16 protein-coding genes and 1 pseudogene are annotated in these 16,297 nt (G+C 72.2%); 9 read left to right on the top strand and 8 right to left on the bottom strand.

Annotated features, from left to right (window positions below; all coding sequences use genetic code 11):
* Window positions 1–4: 4 nt before the first annotated feature.
* The 3 genes from ABTX60_RS30350 to ABTX60_RS30340 are packed head-to-tail and all read right to left on the bottom strand — an operon-like array spanning window position 5 to window position 1,750.
* The gene (locus ABTX60_RS30350) at window positions 5–778 is read right to left on the bottom strand and encodes a metallophosphoesterase family protein (RefSeq protein ID WP_352100203.1); all 774 of its coding nucleotides are present in this window, start codon (window positions 776–778) and stop codon (window positions 5–7) included.
* Window positions 775–1,062 (bottom strand): BON domain-containing protein, encoded by a 288-nt coding sequence (locus ABTX60_RS30345; RefSeq protein WP_352100202.1) that lies wholly within the window; start codon window positions 1,060–1,062, stop codon window positions 775–777. The genes ABTX60_RS30350 and ABTX60_RS30345 overlap by 4 nt, the downstream gene beginning before the upstream one ends.
* Window positions 1,063–1,072: 10 nt before the next feature.
* On the bottom strand, window positions 1,073–1,750 hold the full coding sequence (locus ABTX60_RS30340) for a nucleotidyltransferase family protein (protein ID WP_352100201.1): 678 nt from the start codon (window positions 1,748–1,750) through the stop codon (window positions 1,073–1,075).
* Window positions 1,751–2,007: 257 nt separating this feature from the next.
* Between ABTX60_RS30340 and ABTX60_RS30335 the strand changes: the two genes are divergently transcribed.
* Both ABTX60_RS30335 and ABTX60_RS30330 read left to right on the top strand, forming a co-directional pair.
* A complete protein-coding gene (locus ABTX60_RS30335) occupies window positions 2,008–2,553 on the top strand; it encodes a hypothetical protein (RefSeq protein WP_352100200.1) in 546 nt (181 codons plus the stop codon).
* A gap of 16 nt (window positions 2,554–2,569) precedes the next feature.
* The gene (locus ABTX60_RS30330; protein ID WP_352100199.1) at window positions 2,570–6,901 is read left to right on the top strand and encodes a cation-translocating P-type ATPase; all 4,332 of its coding nucleotides are present in this window, start codon (window positions 2,570–2,572) and stop codon (window positions 6,899–6,901) included.
* 60 nt (window positions 6,902–6,961) lie between these two features.
* On the opposite strand, the gene ABTX60_RS30325 is transcribed toward ABTX60_RS30330, so the two are convergent.
* The gene (locus ABTX60_RS30325) at window positions 6,962–7,411 is read right to left on the bottom strand and encodes an SRPBCC family protein (protein WP_053669470.1); all 450 of its coding nucleotides are present in this window, start codon (window positions 7,409–7,411) and stop codon (window positions 6,962–6,964) included.
* Between the two features lie 148 nt (window positions 7,412–7,559).
* Between ABTX60_RS30325 and ABTX60_RS30320 the strand changes: the two genes are divergently transcribed.
* The 3 genes from ABTX60_RS30320 to ABTX60_RS30310 all read left to right on the top strand — a co-directional run bounded on the left by ABTX60_RS30320 (window position 7,560) and on the right by ABTX60_RS30310 (window position 8,973).
* Window positions 7,560–8,003, top strand: a complete 444-nt coding sequence (locus tag ABTX60_RS30320) for a phage holin family protein (protein ID WP_502992428.1) — start codon at window positions 7,560–7,562, stop codon at window positions 8,001–8,003.
* Entirely contained in the window at window positions 8,000–8,431 is a 432-nt protein-coding gene (locus ABTX60_RS30315) for a DUF3618 domain-containing protein (protein WP_352100198.1), read from the top strand. Before ABTX60_RS30320 ends, ABTX60_RS30315 begins: the two co-directional genes overlap by 4 nt.
* Before the next feature lie 89 nt (window positions 8,432–8,520).
* Window positions 8,521–8,973 (top strand): flavodoxin family protein, encoded by a 453-nt coding sequence (locus ABTX60_RS30310; RefSeq protein ID WP_352100197.1) that lies wholly within the window; start codon window positions 8,521–8,523, stop codon window positions 8,971–8,973.
* A gap of 13 nt (window positions 8,974–8,986) precedes the next feature.
* Here the strand turns inward: ABTX60_RS30310 and ABTX60_RS30305 are convergent, their stop codons facing one another.
* The gene (locus ABTX60_RS30305) at window positions 8,987–10,183 is read right to left on the bottom strand and encodes a YihY/virulence factor BrkB family protein (RefSeq protein ID WP_502992431.1); all 1,197 of its coding nucleotides are present in this window, start codon (window positions 10,181–10,183) and stop codon (window positions 8,987–8,989) included.
* A gap of 102 nt (window positions 10,184–10,285) precedes the next feature.
* Between ABTX60_RS30305 and ABTX60_RS30300 the strand changes: the two genes are divergently transcribed.
* From ABTX60_RS30300 to ABTX60_RS30285, 4 genes and pseudogenes are all read left to right on the top strand, one after another.
* Window positions 10,286–10,918 carry a GNAT family N-acetyltransferase gene (locus ABTX60_RS30300; RefSeq protein WP_352100195.1) on the top strand — a complete coding sequence of 211 codons (633 nt, stop codon included), beginning with the start codon at window positions 10,286–10,288 and terminating at the stop codon, window positions 10,916–10,918.
* 142 nt (window positions 10,919–11,060) lie between these two features.
* Entirely contained in the window at window positions 11,061–11,741 is a 681-nt protein-coding gene (locus tag ABTX60_RS30295) for a lytic polysaccharide monooxygenase auxiliary activity family 9 protein (protein ID WP_352100194.1), read from the top strand.
* A gap of 252 nt (window positions 11,742–11,993) precedes the next feature.
* On the top strand, window positions 11,994–14,027 hold the full coding sequence (locus tag ABTX60_RS30290) for a DUF1996 domain-containing protein (RefSeq protein ID WP_352100193.1): 2,034 nt from the start codon (window positions 11,994–11,996) through the stop codon (window positions 14,025–14,027).
* Window positions 14,028–14,112: 85 nt separating this feature from the next.
* Window positions 14,113–14,223: pseudogene (locus ABTX60_RS30285) on the top strand (sulfite exporter TauE/SafE family protein); the annotation flags it as partial.
* Window positions 14,224–14,278: 55 nt separating this feature from the next.
* Here ABTX60_RS30285 and ABTX60_RS30280 read toward each other — a convergent pair.
* The 3 genes from ABTX60_RS30280 to ABTX60_RS30270 form a co-directional block, all read right to left on the bottom strand.
* Entirely contained in the window at window positions 14,279–15,076 is a 798-nt protein-coding gene (locus ABTX60_RS30280; protein ID WP_352100192.1) for a YsnF/AvaK domain-containing protein, read from the bottom strand.
* A 105-nt stretch (window positions 15,077–15,181) separates the two neighbouring features.
* Complete coding sequence (locus tag ABTX60_RS30275) at window positions 15,182–15,886, bottom strand: DUF3618 domain-containing protein (RefSeq protein ID WP_352100191.1); 705 nt, start codon at window positions 15,884–15,886, stop codon at window positions 15,182–15,184.
* Window positions 15,862–16,296, bottom strand: a complete 435-nt coding sequence (locus ABTX60_RS30270) for a phage holin family protein (protein WP_352100190.1) — start codon at window positions 16,294–16,296, stop codon at window positions 15,862–15,864. The genes ABTX60_RS30275 and ABTX60_RS30270 overlap by 25 nt, the downstream gene beginning before the upstream one ends.
* Between the last annotated feature and the right edge of the window lies 1 nt (window position 16,297).

Raw genomic sequence — 16,297 nt, 5'->3', positions numbered from 1 at the left:
GGTGTTATTTCAGGCGGCGGTCGCCTTGGGCGGCGGCGCCGACCGCGGCGGACTCCCGTGCCGGCAGGTGGTAAACGTGGAAGGCCCGCCCGATGACCGGCTGGGCGACGTTGCGCACCCGCACGCCGCCGCTGGTCATGCCGTGTTCGGTGCCGGCGTGCGCGTGCCCGTGCACCGCGAGGTCGGCGCCGGCGGTGTCGATCGCCTCGGCGAGCAGATAGCTCCCCAGGAACGGGTAGATCTCCAGCGGCTCGCCCGCCAGGGTGTCCGGGACGGGGGAGTAGTGGGTGAGGGCGATCCGCGCGTCACAGCCGTCCCGTGCCAGTTGCTCCAGGGCGGTCCGCAGACCGTCGGCGCACCGGCGTGAGTGCTGGACGAACTCCTTCATCACCGGCTCGCCGAACTCCCCGGCACACCGGCCCACGAAGCCGCCCCCGAACCCCTTGGTCCCGGCGACGCCGATCCGCGTCCCGCCGCTCTCCACGACCGTGCTCTGCCCTTCCAGCACCTGCGCGCCGGCGTCCCGGAGGATGGCCGTGACCTCGTCCGGGCGGTCGTCGTGGTGGTCGTGGTTGCCGAGGACGGCGACGACCGGAACGGCCAGGTCCTGAACCTCCCGGGCCACCACCCGCATCTCCTCGGGCGTGCCGTGCCGGGTCAGGTCTCCGGCCAGCAGCAGGAGATCGGCGCACTCGTGCAGGGTCTCGAAGGCGGGGCGGAGCACGCCCTGGCTGTCGGGCCCCATGTGGATGTCTCCGACGGCTGCGACGCGGATCATGAGAGTTCCTCCGCGTGGTCGGGGGAGGACGCCTCGGTGACCACGAGGTCGCTGTGCACGGGGAGTCCGGCGAGCTCCTCGTGGACGGTGCGCACGATCTCGTCGCGGCAGGGCGCCGAGGGCACGGTGCCGGTGAGCAGGACCGTCCGGCCGCGGGCCTCGACCCGTACGCCCAGTTCGCCGAGCTCGCCGGAGGCGAGGCGGTCCTGGAGGTGGGCGATCCGGTAGTCCAGGTTCTCGGCCGGCGGCCCGCCGCCCGGGTCGTGGGAACCGTGGGTGCTCATGGGTGCTCCTTCAGATGACGTTCAGGCGTTCCAGGAGGAAGAAGAAGGCCGCCGGCATGGGTTCGTCCCCGCACTCGCGCCGTACCTTCTCCCAGTCGACCTTCTCCCGCAGGGCGCGTGCGATGGGCAGGGCCGCCCCGAAGTCGCAGTGGTGCTCCGAGAACGCGGCGGTCAGGCTCCACAGCAGATCGGTCGGGGCCAGCACGGGCATGCGCACGGAGTCGACCGACAGCTCCTGCGCCCGCTCCAGCATGTCCGCGCCGACCGGCCGGTGTGCCAGCTCGAAGATGAGGTCGACCGGCTGGCCGAAGCACGTGGCCTTGATCAGCCAGTCCTCCGGCGGGGTGTACACCGTCAGCCCGGCCTCGTGGAGCGTGGCCGCCACCGCTTCGGCGTCCTCGGGGCGGATCGCGAAATCGACGTCGTGCTGCAGGTTCTTCTCGCCGCCGTGGGCGTACGCGGCCACGCTCCCGGCCAGTGCGAACAGGTGCCCCTTGCGCTTCAGCAGGGCGCCGACCTGTTTGGCCGCCTCCAGGAGCGCTTGATTCCGGTCCTGGGGGAGTTCCTGCAGCGGCTGGTCGGCTTGCGGATCTTGTGGTGGCGCGGGCTCGGCACCGTCCGGTGCCGTCCGGAGGTCGGGGATCCCCGGTCGCCGGACGAGCGTCGCGTCATCACCGTTCTGCGTCATGACCACTCCTTCGCCGAACCGGACACTCCGCTCCCGTGCGGTGTCCGGACCCGAGACGGCCTGTGTGCCTGCTTTGAGTACCCGGCGCTCCCGGCCCGACACGGACGGCTTCCACGCGCCTTCACCCGGCCGACCGCCCCGGAGGATCCCGGCACCCGGCCGAACAAGACAAGCGCATACTCGACCAAAGGCGGAATATGGGGCAAAGGGGTGGGAAGTCGAATCACGCCGCCGGCAACGCGCTTGTGGAGGTCGACATGAACCAGGAGACATCACGTTCGTCGGATCTTCCGCAGCCGTTGCGGGCCGTCGCCTCGGGCCTGCGGCATCTGCCGGGCGCGGAGCAGGTGGGCAAGGCGGCCACGGGCGCGCTGGACATGATCGGCGCCGTCTCGCCACGCGGCCGCCGGATGGCCGTCTACGCCGGCGCCGGGGTGCTCGGCGTGGCCGGAGTGGTGGAGTGGCCGGTGGCGGTGACCGGAGCCGCCGTCGCCTGGCTGACCCGGCCGCGGCCCGAACAGCGGCCCGACGGCGCGTCACCGAACGGCGGAACAGGAACGGGAAGCAGCGGCTCCGCCCGGGCCTACGAGGACGACGAGGACACCTCCGGGTACGGCCCCGGCGGCAGGCTCGCCTCCTCCCACTACCGGCACGACCAGCCGGAACAGCACGTCCACGAACAGCCCGCCAAGGTCGGCGACACCGCCACCGCCTCCGCTCTGAAGCAGGTCGCCGAGGCCACCGCACACCACGGCGACGAACACCCCCACGGACACACACACGACAGCCGCCCCACCGGCTGAGTCGGGACAGCAGCAGATGCTCACACGCTTCGACGTCACCCCACTCGTCGGGGTCGTGGCCGGTGCGGCCGCAGGCGCCGCCCGCGGCACCGCCCGGTCGGTGACGTCCGTCTACGACACCACCCGCCGCGTCCGCAACGTCGCGCGCAACGCCCTGACCGGCGGACAGCACTGGACGGCCGGGCAGCGCCTCCACCTCGCACTGCGGCACTCCGACGGCGATCCCGGAGCGCTCGCCCACCGAGTCGCCGAGGAACTCGTGGAGCACCCGGACGTCCTCACGGCGTACTGGGACGGGGGACTGGGCCGCCTGGTGGTCACCGTGGCCGAGGACGTCGCCACCGACCGCGTCACCGAGCGGGCGACCGCGCTCGCCACCCGCCTCGGTCTCGAAGAGGGCGCCGACCCCACCCTCCGGGACACCAGCCACCCCGGCGACCCCGCCGAGGTACGCGTCATCGCGGCGGCGATCCTGCTGGACGCCGCCGGAGCGGCCGGTGCCCTGGCCGGCCGGTCCCTGCGACTGCCTCCCACCTCACGCGTCATCACCGCCACCGTCACGCTGCTGCGCGAGAACCCCCGCTTCCGGGCCCTGCTCCGGCAGCGGTTCGGCGCGTCCGGCATGGAACTCCTGCTCGCCGCCGCCAACGCCGCCGCCCACGGCATCGGCCAGACCCCGCTGGCCCTCGTGCTCGACGGCGTCCTGCGCGGCAACCAGCTCACGGAGACGGTGGCCAGGGCCGCGGCCTTCGAGGCACTGCACGACGACGTCTGCCACCACCGGCGCACCAGCGTGTCCTGCCCCGCGGACATCCGGCCGCCGCTCAAAGTGACCCCGGCCGCCGAGTACGCCTCCCACGCCAGCACCGGCAGCCTCGCCGGCGCCGCCGCCACCCTCCTCGTCACCCACAGCGCCAGGGACGCGGCCGAAGCGGTCCTCGCCGGATCCCCCAAGGCGGCCCGCTACGGACCGGCCGCCTTCGGCGCGACCCTCGGCAGCTTCCTCGCCCACGCCGGGATCCTGCTGCGCAACGGAGAGCGCCTGCGGCAGCTGGAGATCGCCGACGCCCTCGTCCTGCACGCCGACGCCCTGCGCAGCCTGCGGCAGGACGGCGCCGACGACGGTCTGCCCGACGACCCGGTCCACCCCTTCGCCGAGGCCGTCCTGGACGCCGCCCGCCGGGCCGGACTGCACGTCGTGATCGCGGGCGGCTCCGACCTGAAGGACATCACCCGGCTCGCCGACGAGGTCGCCCCGACCGCCAAGCCGTTCGGGGACGTCGTACGGGCCCTGCAGGCCGAGGGACGCGTGGTCGTGACCGTCGCCCGTCTGCACGAGTCCGGCGGCGGGCACCTCGCCGCCGGGCTGCCCGCCGGTGACGTGGCCATCGCCCTCACCGATGGACGGGCAGCCGTCACCTGGGGCGTCGACGTGCTGGCCCCGAAAGGTCTCGCCGATGTCTGGAGGCTGCTCACGGCGATCCCCGCGGCCCGGCGCGTCGGACGCCGGTCGCAGACCCTGGCCCGCGCCGGCGCGGCCCTGTCCGGGCTCCTGGTCGCCCGCGGCGGGCAGCCCCCGGGCCGTCACCTCCTGTGGCCCCTCACCCGGCACGCCCCCGTCAACATCGCCGCCGCGGGCGCCCTGATCACCGGCTGGCTCGAAGCCGTCCGGGTCGCCCGGGCCACCCCACCCCCACCCCGGCTGCACATCCCCTGGCACGCCCTGGAGCCCCACGAGGCCCGGGACCGGCTGGGGCGCGCCGACCGCGACGCCGAGCCCCGCGGACTGGCCCTCGCCGCGGACCGCTCACGGCAGCAGGCCGTACGTGTGACCCGGCACCCGGCACTCGCCCCCGCCCGCTGGACGTGGCAGGCGGCCGGTGCCGTACGCCGCGAACTCGACGACCCGCTGACCCCGGTCCTCGCCACGGGCGCCGTCGCCTCGGCGCTGCTCGGTTCGGTCGTCGACGCGCTGCTCGTCGTCGGCGCCATGGACCTCAACGCCGTGACCGGCGGACTCCAGCGGCTGCGCGCCGAACAGGCCCTGGCCCGGCTCGCCGCCCGGCAGCAGCCCAAGGCCCGCAAACAGGACAGCCGCAAACGCACGGTCACCGTCGACGCCGCCAGGCTGCGGCCCGGCGACGAGATCAGCCTCGGTGCCGGCGACGTCGTACCCGCCGACGCCCGGCTGCTGGACGTCGACGGCCTGGAGGTCGACGAGTCGGCGCTCACCGGCGAGTCCCTGCCGGTGACCAAGGGTGTCGACGCCACGCCCGGGCTCCCCGTGGCGCAGCGCACCTGCATGGTCTTTGAGGGCACCACCGTCGTGGCCGGACGGGCCACCGCCCTCGTCGTGGACACCGGTGACCAGACCGAGGCGGGCCGGGCCGTCACCCTCGCCGCCCGCACCCCGCCGCCCGCCGGCGTCCAAGCCCGGCTCCAGGAACTGACCCGTAAGGCCCTGCCGGTGACCTTCACCGGCGGCGCCGCCGTGACCGGACTGTCCCTGCTGCGCGGCAGCCCCGTCCGGCGCGCCGTCAGCGGCGGTGTCGCCGTCGCCGTCGCCGCCGTCCCCGAAGGCCTTCCGCTCGTCGCCACCGTCGCGCAGATGGCGGCGGCCCGCCGGCTCTCCCGCCGAGGTGTCCTGGTCCGCACCCCGCGCACCCTGGAGGCGCTCGGCCGGGTCGACACCGTCTGCTTCGACAAGACCGGCACCCTCACCGAGAACACGCTGCGCCTCGTCCGCGTCGCCACCGCCGACGGCACCGTCCTCGCCACGGACGACGAGCAGGCCGACCCGATCGTGCGGCTGGCCGCGCGGGCCTGCCCCCCGGAGGAGACGGGTCAGGGCCGCCGCGTCGCGCACGCCACCGACGAGGCGGTCCTCGACGTCGCCCCGCCCGACGAGGGCTGGGCCCCCACCGGCGAGCTGCCCTTCGAAACCCGCCGGGGCTACGCCGCCGCCGTCGGTCGCGACGGCGACCCGGACATGGGTGAACTCCTCGTCGTCAAGGGCGCCCCCGAGACGATCCTGCCCGCCTGCCGGGACCTGCCCGGCCACGCCTCGGACACCGCCCACACGCTCGCCGGGCAAGGACTGCGCGTCCTCGCCGTCGCCCGCCGCGCCTGCCGGGCCGACGACGCCGAGGCCGAACTCGACGCGCCGCTCGCGGACCTGGAGTTCAGCGGTTTCGTCGCCCTCGCCGACGTCCCGCGCGACACCTCGCACGCCCTGCTCGCGGAGCTCCGCCGCTCCGGCATCCTGCCCGTCATGCTCACCGGCGACCACCCGGAGACCGCGCGCGCCATCGCCCTGCAACTGGGCTGGCCGGAGGAGACGGAGGCGGTGACCGGCGACGAACTCGTCGCCATGGAACGCCGGGAACGCGTCCGGGTCCTGCGCGGCGCGGGCGTCATCGCCCGGGTCGCACCCGAGCAGAAGCTGCACGTCGTGGAGGCCCTGCAACAGGCCGGGCGGGTCGTGGCGATGGCCGGTGACGGTGCCAACGACGCCGCCGCCATCCGCGCGGCCGACGTCGGCGTCGGCGTCGAGTCGCGCGGCTCGGCGGCCGCCCGCAACGCCGCCGACCTCGTGCTCACCACCGGCGACCTGTCCGTCCTCGTGGACGCGGTCGCCGAGGGCCGTGCCCTGTGGCGCAGCGTCGCCGACGCGGTGAGCATCCTCATCGGCGGCAACGCTGGAGAGGTCGGCTTCAGCGTCCTCGGCACCCTGCTCGCCGGCGCCTCGCCCCTGTCGACCCGTCAGCTGCTGCTGGTCAACCTGCTCACCGACATGTTCCCGGCCATGGCCGTGGCCGTCACCCCGAGCAGTGACCCCTCGACCGCGGAGCACGCGGCGACCGGCCCGATGGGCCTCGACGTCCTCGGCGTGCCCCTGCTGCGCTCCATCCGACGCCGCGGCATCACCACCTGCTTCGGCGCGGTCGCGGCGTACCTCATCGGCCGCCTCACCCCCGGCACCGAACGCCGCTCCACCACCATGGCCCTGTGCGGTGTGGTCGGCGCCCAGCTCGTGCAGACCCTCTCCGGGCGGCGTCACAGCACGCTGGTGTGGGTCACGGCCCTCGGCTCCGCCGCCGTCCTCGCCGTCCTCGTCCAGACCCCCGGCGTCAGCCACTTCTTCGGCTGCACCCCGCTCGGGCCCGTGGCCTGGGCCGGCGTCGCGCTGGCCATCGCCCTGTCGGCCCTGGCCCCCCGTCTCGAGCGGCTCCGGGCCGTCCACGCCCTCTACGACGGCGCGGCGCAGCTGGCCCTGCGTCTCAACGACCTGAGCCGCCAGGCCCGGCACTTCTTCCAGAGCGGGATCGCCGCCCCGGTGGCGTCATAGGGCGGAACACGAGAAGAGGCCGCCACCACGGGCTGTGGTGGCGGCCTCCTCCTCTGCGGGTCAGACCTCGCCGCGCCAGGCGCCGGTCTCCGTCCCGCGAGCCTCCATGAACTGCTTGAACCGCTTCAGATCACCGGAGACCTGCCGCTTCACGAAGCCCAGCTTGTCGCCGACGTTCTCGGCCACGCCACTGGGGTCGAAGTCCATCTGCAGCATGACCTTGGTCGTGTCGTCCTGGATGCGGTGGAACGTCACCACACCGGCCTGCCGCGCCTCGCCGCCCACGGTGGTCCAGGCGACGCGCTCGTCCGGGACCTGCTCGGTGATCTCCGCGTCGAACTCCCGCGCCTGTCCGCCGACCTTCGTCACCCAATGCGTGAGGGTGTCGGTGCGCTGCTCGATGCGCTCGACGCCGTCCATGAACTCGGGGAAGGACTCGAACTGCGTCCACTGGTTGTACGCGGTGTGCACCGGCACGCGGACCTCGATGGATTCCTCTACCTGCGACAAGGCGAAACCTCCCTCTCTCGTGTGTGAGCGACGGACGGGTACCAGATCTCGCGCCGCTCACTCCTCGTCATCACGAGTTGTCCGACCAGGTGTTTTTTCCGTCCTCGCTGGTACTCGGCCAGGAACTACGGATCGGGAGGTGATCGTCATGGCGGACACGCACCGCACGGCCCCCGCCGCTCCCCGCACAGGGAGCGCGCCGGCGGCCGGGGAGGAGCCGGTGGGCGAGCTGGTGCAACGGGCCACCGAGCAGCTGACCGACCTGGTGCGCGGCGAAATGCGTCTCGCCCAGGCCGAGATGACGGAGAAGGGCAAACGCTACGGCAAGGGCGGCGGCCTGTTCGGCGGAGCCGGCGTACTCGGCTTCGTCACCCTCCAGGCCCTCGTCGCCACGGTGATCGCCGCCCTTGCCGTCCCACTGCCGGTGTGGGCGGCGGCGCTGATCGTCACAGGCGTACTGGCAGTCGCCACGGGCGTGACGGCGCTGGCCGGCCGCAAACAGGTGCGCAGCGCCACCCCGCCCGCTCCGCAGCAGACCATCGACAGCGTGAAGGCCGACGTGGCCGAGATCAAGGAGAGTGCACAGCGATGACCCAGCCTCCGCACGACGAGCCGACCGCCCGCAGCCAGGAGGAGCTGCGCGAGCAGGTCGAGCACACCCGCCACGAACTGGGCGACACCGTCCAGGCCCTGGCGGACCGGGCCGACGTCAAGACCCGCGCCCGCGAGAAGGCCGTCGCGGTCAGGGAACAGGCCGGGGCCAAGGCACAGGAGTGGAGCGGGCAGGCCAGGGCCAAGGCCGCGCACGTCGCCCACACCGTGGAGGAGAAGCTGCCCGAGCCGGTCAAGCAGAAGGGCGTCGCCGCCGCTCAGGGCGCCAAGGAGAAGGCCGCACAGGCCGAGCAGGTCTGGCAGGACAAGGCCCCGCAGCAGGTGCGCGACCACCGTGCCGCCCTGCTGGCGGGCGCCGGTGCCGTGCTCGTGGCCTGCCTGCTGATCCGCCGTCGCGGAAACCGCTGAGCGACAGCGACCCCCCGGGCCCCTGCACCGCGCGCGGCGCAGGGGCCCGGGCTTGCGTGGCGGGCGCCCGGACGGCAAGGTCAGGTGCCGTGGCCACCTTGCTAATCGTCCATCACACGCCCTCGCCGCACTGCCAGGCGATGTTCGAAGCCGTCGTCTCCGGGGCGACGGACCCCGAGATCGAGAACGTCCGGGTCGTCCGCGTGCCCGCGCTGTCCGCCACCGCCTCCGACGTCCTCGCCGCCGACGGCTTCCTCCTCGGCACTCCCGCGAACCTCGGCTACATGTCCGGAGCGCTCAAGCACTTCTTCGACCAGGTCTACTACCCGTGCCTGGACGCCACCCGCGGCCACCCCTTCGGTTACTGGGTGCACGGCGGCAACGACGTCACCGGCGCGGTACGCGGCATCGAGTCGGTCACGACGGGCCTCGGCTGGCGCCGCACCGCCGAGGCCGTGACCGTGACCGGCGAGCCGGACAAGGGCGACCTCGAGCGGTGCTGGGAGCTGGGCGCGACGGTGGCCGCCGGACTCATGGACTGAACCGCCCGGGCCGTCAGGTCTCTTCGGTCTCTTCCAGCCGGCGCCGGTCCTGCTCGTCCCACGCCCGGGTGTCCCGCGGCTGGGTGTACGGCTCGGCCTCCGGCGGATGACCACCGGCGATGGCCCGCTGGCGAACCGTCTCCGCGTCGAACTCCAGACCCAGCAGGATCGCCAGGTTGGTGATCCACAGCCAGACGAGGAAGACGATGACACCGGCCATCGTGCCGTAGGTCTTGTTGTACGAGGCGAAGTTGGCCACGTAGACCGCGAAGCCGGCGGAGGCGACCATCCAGATCAGCAAGGCCAGGAAACTGCCCGGAGTGATCCAGCGGAACCCCTTCACCTTGGCGTTCGGTGCCGCCCAGTACAGGATCGCGATCATGCTCACGACCAGCAGGACCAGGACGGGCCACTTGGCGATCGACCACACCGTCAACGCGGTGTCGCCGATGCCCAGGGCGTCTCCGGCCTGCTGCGCCAGCCCGCCCGAGAACACCACGATCAGCGCGCTGACGACGGCCATCACCAGCAGCAAGACCGTCACGCCCACCCGCATCGGCAGCAGCTTCCACACCGGCCGGCCCTCGGGCATGTCGTACACGGCGTTGGCGGAGCGGATGAACGCCCCCACGTACCCGGACGCCGACCACACCGCCAGGATCAGACCGACGACCGCCATCAGCGAGCCGATGCCGGCGTTGCCCTGCAACTGGTCGACGGCCCGGGTGATGATGTCGCCCGCCGAGCCGGGGACGAGCTCGCGGACGTTCTCGGTCACCTTGTCCGTGGTCGAACGGCCGGTGAGGCCCAGCATCGACACCAGCACCAGCAGCGCGGGGAACAGCGCCAGCACCCCGTAGTACGTCAGCGCGGCGGCGCGATCGGTGAGCTCGTCGTCCTTGAACTCCCGCACACTGCCCTTGAGCACCGCGACCCACGACTTCCGGGGCATGTCGGTCGGAGAGTCCGGCGCCACACGCTCCACCTCGGGGTCCGGTCCGGGTTCCCCGAAAGCGGTGGCGGCGTCTTCCCGGCGCTCCACGGCGGCGGGATCGTCCCGGCGGTCCGCGTCACGAGCGTCCTGCCGATCCGCCGACGGGGCCTCCGGGCGGTCCGCCTCGGAGGTCTCCCGGGCCCCTGGGGGCGGGCTCTCAGGAGGCGGGGCCTCGGATTCGGTGTGTTCTTTTCGTCCCGGAATATGCAGCTTCACCATGTGAGACGGGTAACCCCAGGCCGAACCCTTAAGCCGCGCACCTGCAAGACCGATCCGCGTATCGAGTTGAGAAAGCGCTCCCACGGGCACCATGCCGCCATGACCACCTCACCCGCCGTCCGCCCCTACCGCCCCGAGGACCGTCCGGCCCTGGACGACATCTGTGTCCGCACCGCCCACCATGGCGAGGACAGCCGCCCTCACTACGAGGACCCGGGCCTCTTCCCGGCGACCTTCGCGGAACCCTACGTCCATCTGGAGCCGGAACTGGCCTTCGTACTGGACGACGGGCGGGGAGAGGCGGTCGGCTACATCCTCGGTACGGCCGACACCCCGCGTTTCGCCGAAGCCTTCCGGGTCAAGTGGCTGCCCCTGGTGGCCGACCGGTACCCGGAACCGCCCAGCCCCGCGCGCACCCCGGACGAGGCATTGGCGGGCATGCTGCACCACCCTGAGCGGATGGTGCTGCCCGAGCTGGCCGACCACCCCGCTCATCTGCACATCGACCTGTTGCCCGCATGGCAGGGCCGCGGGTACGGACGTCGCCTGATGCGGACCTTCCTGCGAGCGCTCCAGGACGCGGGGGTCCCTGCCGTCCATCTGGCGATGTCGACGGCCAACACCCGGGCCAGGGCCTTCTACGACCGCATGGGCTTCGAGGAGCTCGACGTCCCCGAGCCGGGCGAGGCGACCTTCCTCGGGCGCACCACAAAGGACCTGGACCGGCTCTGACCGATGCGGAAGTGGCGCAAACGCGCATTGCGGACCCGTGACCAGCGGGCGCACCCTGTGCAGAGTGGGAGCGCTCCCACATCGAAACATGATCGAAAGTACGACGGAACGCACGACACCCCCACACCTGAAAGAGGCAATCATGGATTGTCATGCGCATGACTTTCAGCCCCACAGGTTCAGGTCCCGCCTGACGCTCGCCCTGAGCGTGCTGGTCGCCGCGCTGCTCAGCCTCATTCCCTGGAGCGGCACCGCCGTCGCCCACGGCTCGGTCGTCGACCCGGCCTCCCGCAACTACGGCTGCTGGCAGCGCTGGGGCAACGACCATCTGAACCCCGCCATGGCCCAGCAGGACCCCATGTGCTGGCAGGCGTGGCGGGCCGACGCCAACGCCATGTGGAACTGGAACGGCCTGTACCGCAACGGCTCCGGGGGGAACTTCCAGGCCGTCGTCCCCAACGGCCAGCTGTGCAGCGGTGGCCGGACCGAGGGCGGCCGGTACAACTCCCTGGACACGGTCGGCGCCTGGAAGACGACGGACATCACCGGCAACTTCACGGTGAAGCTGTACGACCAGGCCAGTCACGGCGCCGACTACTTCCTGGTGTACGTCACGCGGCAGGGCTTCGACCCCACCACCCGGCCGCTGACCTGGAACGACCTCCAGCTCGTCAAGCGCACCGGCAGGTACGCGCCCAGCCAGAACTACGAGATTCCCGTGAGCACTTCGGGACGGAGCGGCCGCCACATCGTCTACACGATCTGGCAGGCCTCGCACATGGACCAGACCTACTTCCTGTGCAGTGACGTGAACTTCCGCTGACCTGCGCCTCCCCGCCGGACGGCGCGTCCGGCGGGGCCCTGGCGGGTTGGGGCTTCATGAGAATCCTCCGAAAGTTTTCGAGGCGAGTGAACGCAGCGGCGCTCCCGTACGTATGGGGCGAGGGGATTTTCATGCCCGGCACGCCACAAGCGCAGGAGAGCACCCTTGGGACGCAACACGCGAAGACGCCCTACAGGCCCACGACGCGCGACCTTCGCCGCATTCGCACTGATCCTCGGCGGAGGCGGCCTGATGGCCGCGAACGTCTACGCCTCCGCCACGGACGGTGGTTCGGGCGGTGACTCCGCCCAGACACGGTCCGGCACGGGGGTCCGGACCGCGGGCGCCACGATCGACTGCCCGGACGTCGGCAGCAAGCTGACCTCCGTCCCCGAGCAGGCGCGGGGGGAGGTCGACAAGGAACTCGCCCTCCTGGACGAGCAGATCGCCAAGGCCTACCAGCGGCTGAGCGAATCGGCCCAGCAGGTGCAGCAGGACCCCGGCTTCGCCGACAGCGCGGTCGTGAACCCGCTCAAGGAGAAGCGGGCCGCGACCCTCGAGCGCATCGCCATCGCCATCGACCGCGTGGGAGACCGCCCCGAGGGACTCGACGCCCTCGCCGCCTGCACCCTCCAGGACGGCAACCAGGCTCCCGCCCAGGGCGAAGGCCAGGACGCCGGCGCAAGCCCGCAGCCCGGCCAGGAGCAGAGCCAGGCAGGCGAGGGGCAGCAGAACGGCCAGGGCCAGGGCGCCAATGGCGGACAGGCGGGCAACGGCCCCGTCGCCGCCGACTTCGCGGACATCAAGAGCGTCCAGCCCAACGTGAACAATCCCCGCGAGGAGAGCGGCGCATCCCGCGGCTCCTTCGCCACCAGCTGCGGCGTGAACGAGAACGGGCTGTTCAACTCCGACAACATCATCGCCGCGCCGGGTGTCACCAACGGCGCCCATCACTTCCACGACTACGTCGGCAATCAGGGCAACAACGCCTTCGCCAGCGACCAGGACCTGGCGAAGGCCGGAACCAGTTGCGACGACCAGGGCGACAAGTCGTCCTACTACTGGCCCGTCGTGCGTCTGCAGAACGGAGCCCAGGAGCAGGACGCCGGCAAGCCCGGCGGCGGCATCGAGGGCAACGCGGGCGAGATCGTGACGCCGAAGCAGGTCACACTGACGTTCGTCGGCAACCCCCGCGAGAAGGTCACGGCCATGCCGCGGCTGCTGCGCATCATCACCGGTGACGCCAAGTCGTTCGTCAACGGCCCGGCCAACGCCAACGCCTCCTGGAGCTGCACCGGCTTCGAGGACCGGCAGCTGAAGGACAAATACCCGCTGTGCCCGCAGGGCAGCGACGTCGTACGGACCTTCAAGTTCCAGAGCTGCTGGGACGGCCGCAACATCGACAGCGCCAACCACCGTACCCACGTGGCGTTCGCGGACGCCTCCGGCAACTGCCCGTCCGGCTTCCGCCCCATCCCGCAGCTCGTCCAGCGCATCGTCTACGACATCGACGCGCCGAGCCTGCAGGACGGCGGCCGTACGTCACCGCTGTTCGCGGTCGACTCCTTCCCGGAGCAGCTGCACAAGCCGGTCACCGACCACGGCGACTTCATCAACATCTTCGACGAGGATCTGATGGGGGAGATGGTCGACTGCATCAACGACGGCCGCAAGTGTGGAGCCGGGGCGGGCGGCGGGCAGGACCCGGCACCGGGCGAGGAGCCCGAGGAGGAGCCGACCAAGACGCCGGAGGCCCCGCAGGAGGAGCCGACGAAGACCCCCGAGGCTCCGCAGGAGGAGCCGACCAAGGCGCCGGAAGCCCCGCAGGACGAGCCGACGAAGACCCCCGCGGCCCCGCAGGACGGCAACGGCGGCGGGAAGCCCGGCGACAAGGGCGACGGCGGTGACGACGGCAAGGGTGAGGCCCCGAAGCCCCCGGCGGACAGGCCGGCCCCCGAACCGGAGCCCGGCGACGCGTCCACCGCTCCCGGCAAGGCACAGCCCGAGGTGAAGGCCACCGACTCGGCGGACGGCGGCAAGGCCGCCGGGCAGGGCGGCGCTGCGAAGGACGACGACGAGGAGGACGCGGACGGCCTCGGCGAGTCCCAGGCCGTCGGCACGGCGACCAGTGCCGCCCCGACCCCGTCGGGCCCCTCCCGCACCGAGCCCCAGGCGGTCGGCGAGGGCGGCCTGGCCGACACCGGAGCCCAGCTCTGGCCGGCCGCGGCGGGCGCAGTGCTGGTCATAGCGGGCTTTGTCGTCCTGCGCCGGGTGCGGCGCGATTAGGAGCCACCCCCGGACGTGAGCCGTGAACGGCGGCGGGACCCCACCGGATCCCGTCGCCGTCGCGCGTCTCGGGCCGAGTCCCTGCGGGCCCCTGTTGTTCACGGGGCTGACTCTGGCCGGCGTCTACGGCGGCTACTTCTCCGCCGCGCGTGGCATCATCTACGTCTCCCTGATGGGCATGCTGCTCGACGAGACGCAACGGTGTGGGGTGGGAGGGTCTCGGCCCTCCCACCCCGGGCGCCCGGCGGAGATCAGGGGCGGCGCCGCCGGTCCCCGTGCTCGTCGGTCCCCTCGGTTTCGATGCGTTCCTTGCGGACCTCGCCGGTGACGGTCTCCTCCTCCGTGACCTCTTCGGTGGTCAGGCGGACCCGCTCCTTCGGCACGGCCCTGGTCTCCACCACGGGCTGTTCCTCGTAGAGCGTGACGTCGTGCTCCGCCTCGGTGATGTCCGGGCCGGTCATCGCCCTGTCCCGGTTGGTGTCGGTGATCGGCTCGCGCTCGACGCGGACCTCTTCGTGACGTACGGGGACGGTGTACTGCTGCTCTTCGGTGACGACGTACTTGCGCAGCCGCGCCCGGCCGGCCTCGTGGCGTTCGACACCGACGTGCATTTCCTCCTCGGACCGCGTCATCGCGTCGTCGGCGGTGCCGGCGGTGCCGGCGGTCCCGGCGGTGCCGGTGGTGCCGATCCCTTGGCCGGTGCCGGCCTGTGCGTCCTGCCAGGCGGCGTCCCAGTCGATGCCGTAGTGCTGGTACAGGCGCTGCTCCTCCTGTTCGGACAGGTGCCCGCCGGCGTCTATGTCGACGTTGGGAGCGTCCTTGACCTGGTTCTTGGCGTACGGCACCTCGAGGTGGTCCTCGACGAGGGCCGCATCGTGGATGGGTACGAAGGACTCGCTGGTTCCGAACAGTCCCGTCCGTACGCTGACCCACTCCGGCTCGCCGGTGACGTCGTCGAAGAAGACGTGCCTGGCGTCGCCGATCTTGTCGCCCCTGGCATCGAGCACGGGGTGGTCCAGCACGGTGTCGATCTGCTCTCGGGTGATCATTCCGGTATCTCCTGCATTGTTGATATTGATAGGTCCCCGCCGTCGGGGCGGGCTGTGCTGCTGTCTGCTGTTTGAATGCGGTTGGCCGGTCGGGCGGGCAGGCGCCTACGATCCGGGGCTGCCGTTGCGCCCACGGGTCTCCTCGGCCGTGGTCTGTGCGGAGCGGCGGGCCTGGTCGGTGACGTGCCCGGCTTGTTCTCCGGCCTGTTCCTTGGTGACGCGGGCGGCTTCGGAGGCGGTGTCCTTGACCTCCTGGGCGGCCTCGCGCCCGGCCCGGGTGGCGTCCTCCTTCAGTTGCTGAGCGGACTCCAAGGCGGCCTGCTTCACGGGCTCGACGGCCTCTCCGGCCCGCTCCGCCGCCTGCTCCTCGGCCTGCGAGGTGGGCAGCAGCGAGGCGGTCAGCAGTCCCGCGCCGAAGGCGATCAGGCCGGCCGCGAGCGGGTTGCCCTGCGTCTGCCGCATCGCCTGTTCAGGGGCCTCCCGTACCGCCTCACCGGCCTGCCCGGCGGTCTGACGAGCGGCGCCGGCGACCTTTCCGGCGGCCTGCCGCGCGGTATCCGCGGCCTGCCCGGTGGATTCCTGCACCGACCGGGTGGCCTGCTGGGTGCGGTCGGCGGTCTGCCCGGTGACTTCCGAGGCGCTGCCCATCACCCGTTCCCTGACCCCGTGCAGCGCGCCGCGGACGCGCCGGGTGCGACGCCGTACCATCCGGCGGGGGCGGGCGCGGTCGGCCAGCCGGGAGACGTCCTCGGACAGTCTCTCCCGCGTGGTTTCGATGTCGGCCCTTATCCGGTCGGGTGCCGTGCCCATTGCATGTCCTCCTTCAGTGTCTGCATGGTCTGCTCCGGCTTCGGCGAGACGGTGCGCATGTGCGCGCGGCCCCGGCGGTAGAGGATCAGGCCGATCACCGCCCACACTCCGGTGACGATCAGCGCGGCCCATCCCATGTCCATGACGTTGGCCAGGGCGAACGTCGCCGCCAGCGACAGGAAGACGGCCACCATGTAACCGGCGAAACCGGCTCCGCCGAACATCCCGGCAGCCTTGCCCGCCTTGGTGGCCTCCTCCCGGATCTCGGCCTTGGCCAGTTCCGCTTCTTGGCGCAGCAGTTGCTGCACGTCCGAGGTCACCGTCGACAGCAGTTCCCCCATCGAGCTGTCCTCCTCGCCGCGGTGCTTCGGAGCGTGCCGACGCGGGGCGAGGGGCGTGAGCGACGACATC

It is taken from the genome of Streptomyces sp. NPDC126510 (assembly GCF_040302345.1).
Classification (GTDB): Bacteria; Actinomycetota; Actinomycetes; order Streptomycetales; family Streptomycetaceae; genus Streptomyces.
This window is presented reverse-complemented; position numbering and strand designations above follow the sequence as displayed.

What these genes read in the sequence shown, in the direction of transcription:
- ABTX60_RS30350 (WP_352100203.1), bottom strand. Translation starts at nt 778, where the DNA reads ATGATCCGCGTCGCAGCCGTCGGAGACATCCACATGGGGCCCGACAGC.
- ABTX60_RS30345 (WP_352100202.1), bottom strand. Translation starts at nt 1,062, where the DNA reads ATGAGCACCCACGGTTCCCACGACCCGGGCGGCGGGCCGCCGGCCGAG.
- ABTX60_RS30340 (WP_352100201.1), bottom strand. Translation starts at nt 1,750, where the DNA reads ATGACGCAGAACGGTGATGACGCGACGCTCGTCCGGCGACCGGGGATC.
- ABTX60_RS30335 (WP_352100200.1), top strand. Translation starts at nt 2,008, where the DNA reads ATGAACCAGGAGACATCACGTTCGTCGGATCTTCCGCAGCCGTTGCGG.
- ABTX60_RS30330 (WP_352100199.1), top strand. Translation starts at nt 2,570, where the DNA reads ATGCTCACACGCTTCGACGTCACCCCACTCGTCGGGGTCGTGGCCGGT.
- ABTX60_RS30320 (WP_502992428.1), top strand. Translation starts at nt 7,560, where the DNA reads ATGGCGGACACGCACCGCACGGCCCCCGCCGCTCCCCGCACAGGGAGC.
- ABTX60_RS30315 (WP_352100198.1), top strand. Translation starts at nt 8,000, where the DNA reads ATGACCCAGCCTCCGCACGACGAGCCGACCGCCCGCAGCCAGGAGGAG.
- ABTX60_RS30300 (WP_352100195.1), top strand. Translation starts at nt 10,286, where the DNA reads ATGACCACCTCACCCGCCGTCCGCCCCTACCGCCCCGAGGACCGTCCG.
- ABTX60_RS30295 (WP_352100194.1), top strand. Translation starts at nt 11,061, where the DNA reads ATGGATTGTCATGCGCATGACTTTCAGCCCCACAGGTTCAGGTCCCGC.
- ABTX60_RS30290 (WP_352100193.1), top strand. Translation starts at nt 11,994, where the DNA reads ATGGCCGCGAACGTCTACGCCTCCGCCACGGACGGTGGTTCGGGCGGT.
- ABTX60_RS30280 (WP_352100192.1), bottom strand. Translation starts at nt 15,076, where the DNA reads ATGATCACCCGAGAGCAGATCGACACCGTGCTGGACCACCCCGTGCTC.
- ABTX60_RS30275 (WP_352100191.1), bottom strand. Translation starts at nt 15,886, where the DNA reads ATGGGCACGGCACCCGACCGGATAAGGGCCGACATCGAAACCACGCGG.
- ABTX60_RS30270 (WP_352100190.1), bottom strand. Translation starts at nt 16,296, where the DNA reads ATGTCGTCGCTCACGCCCCTCGCCCCGCGTCGGCACGCTCCGAAGCAC.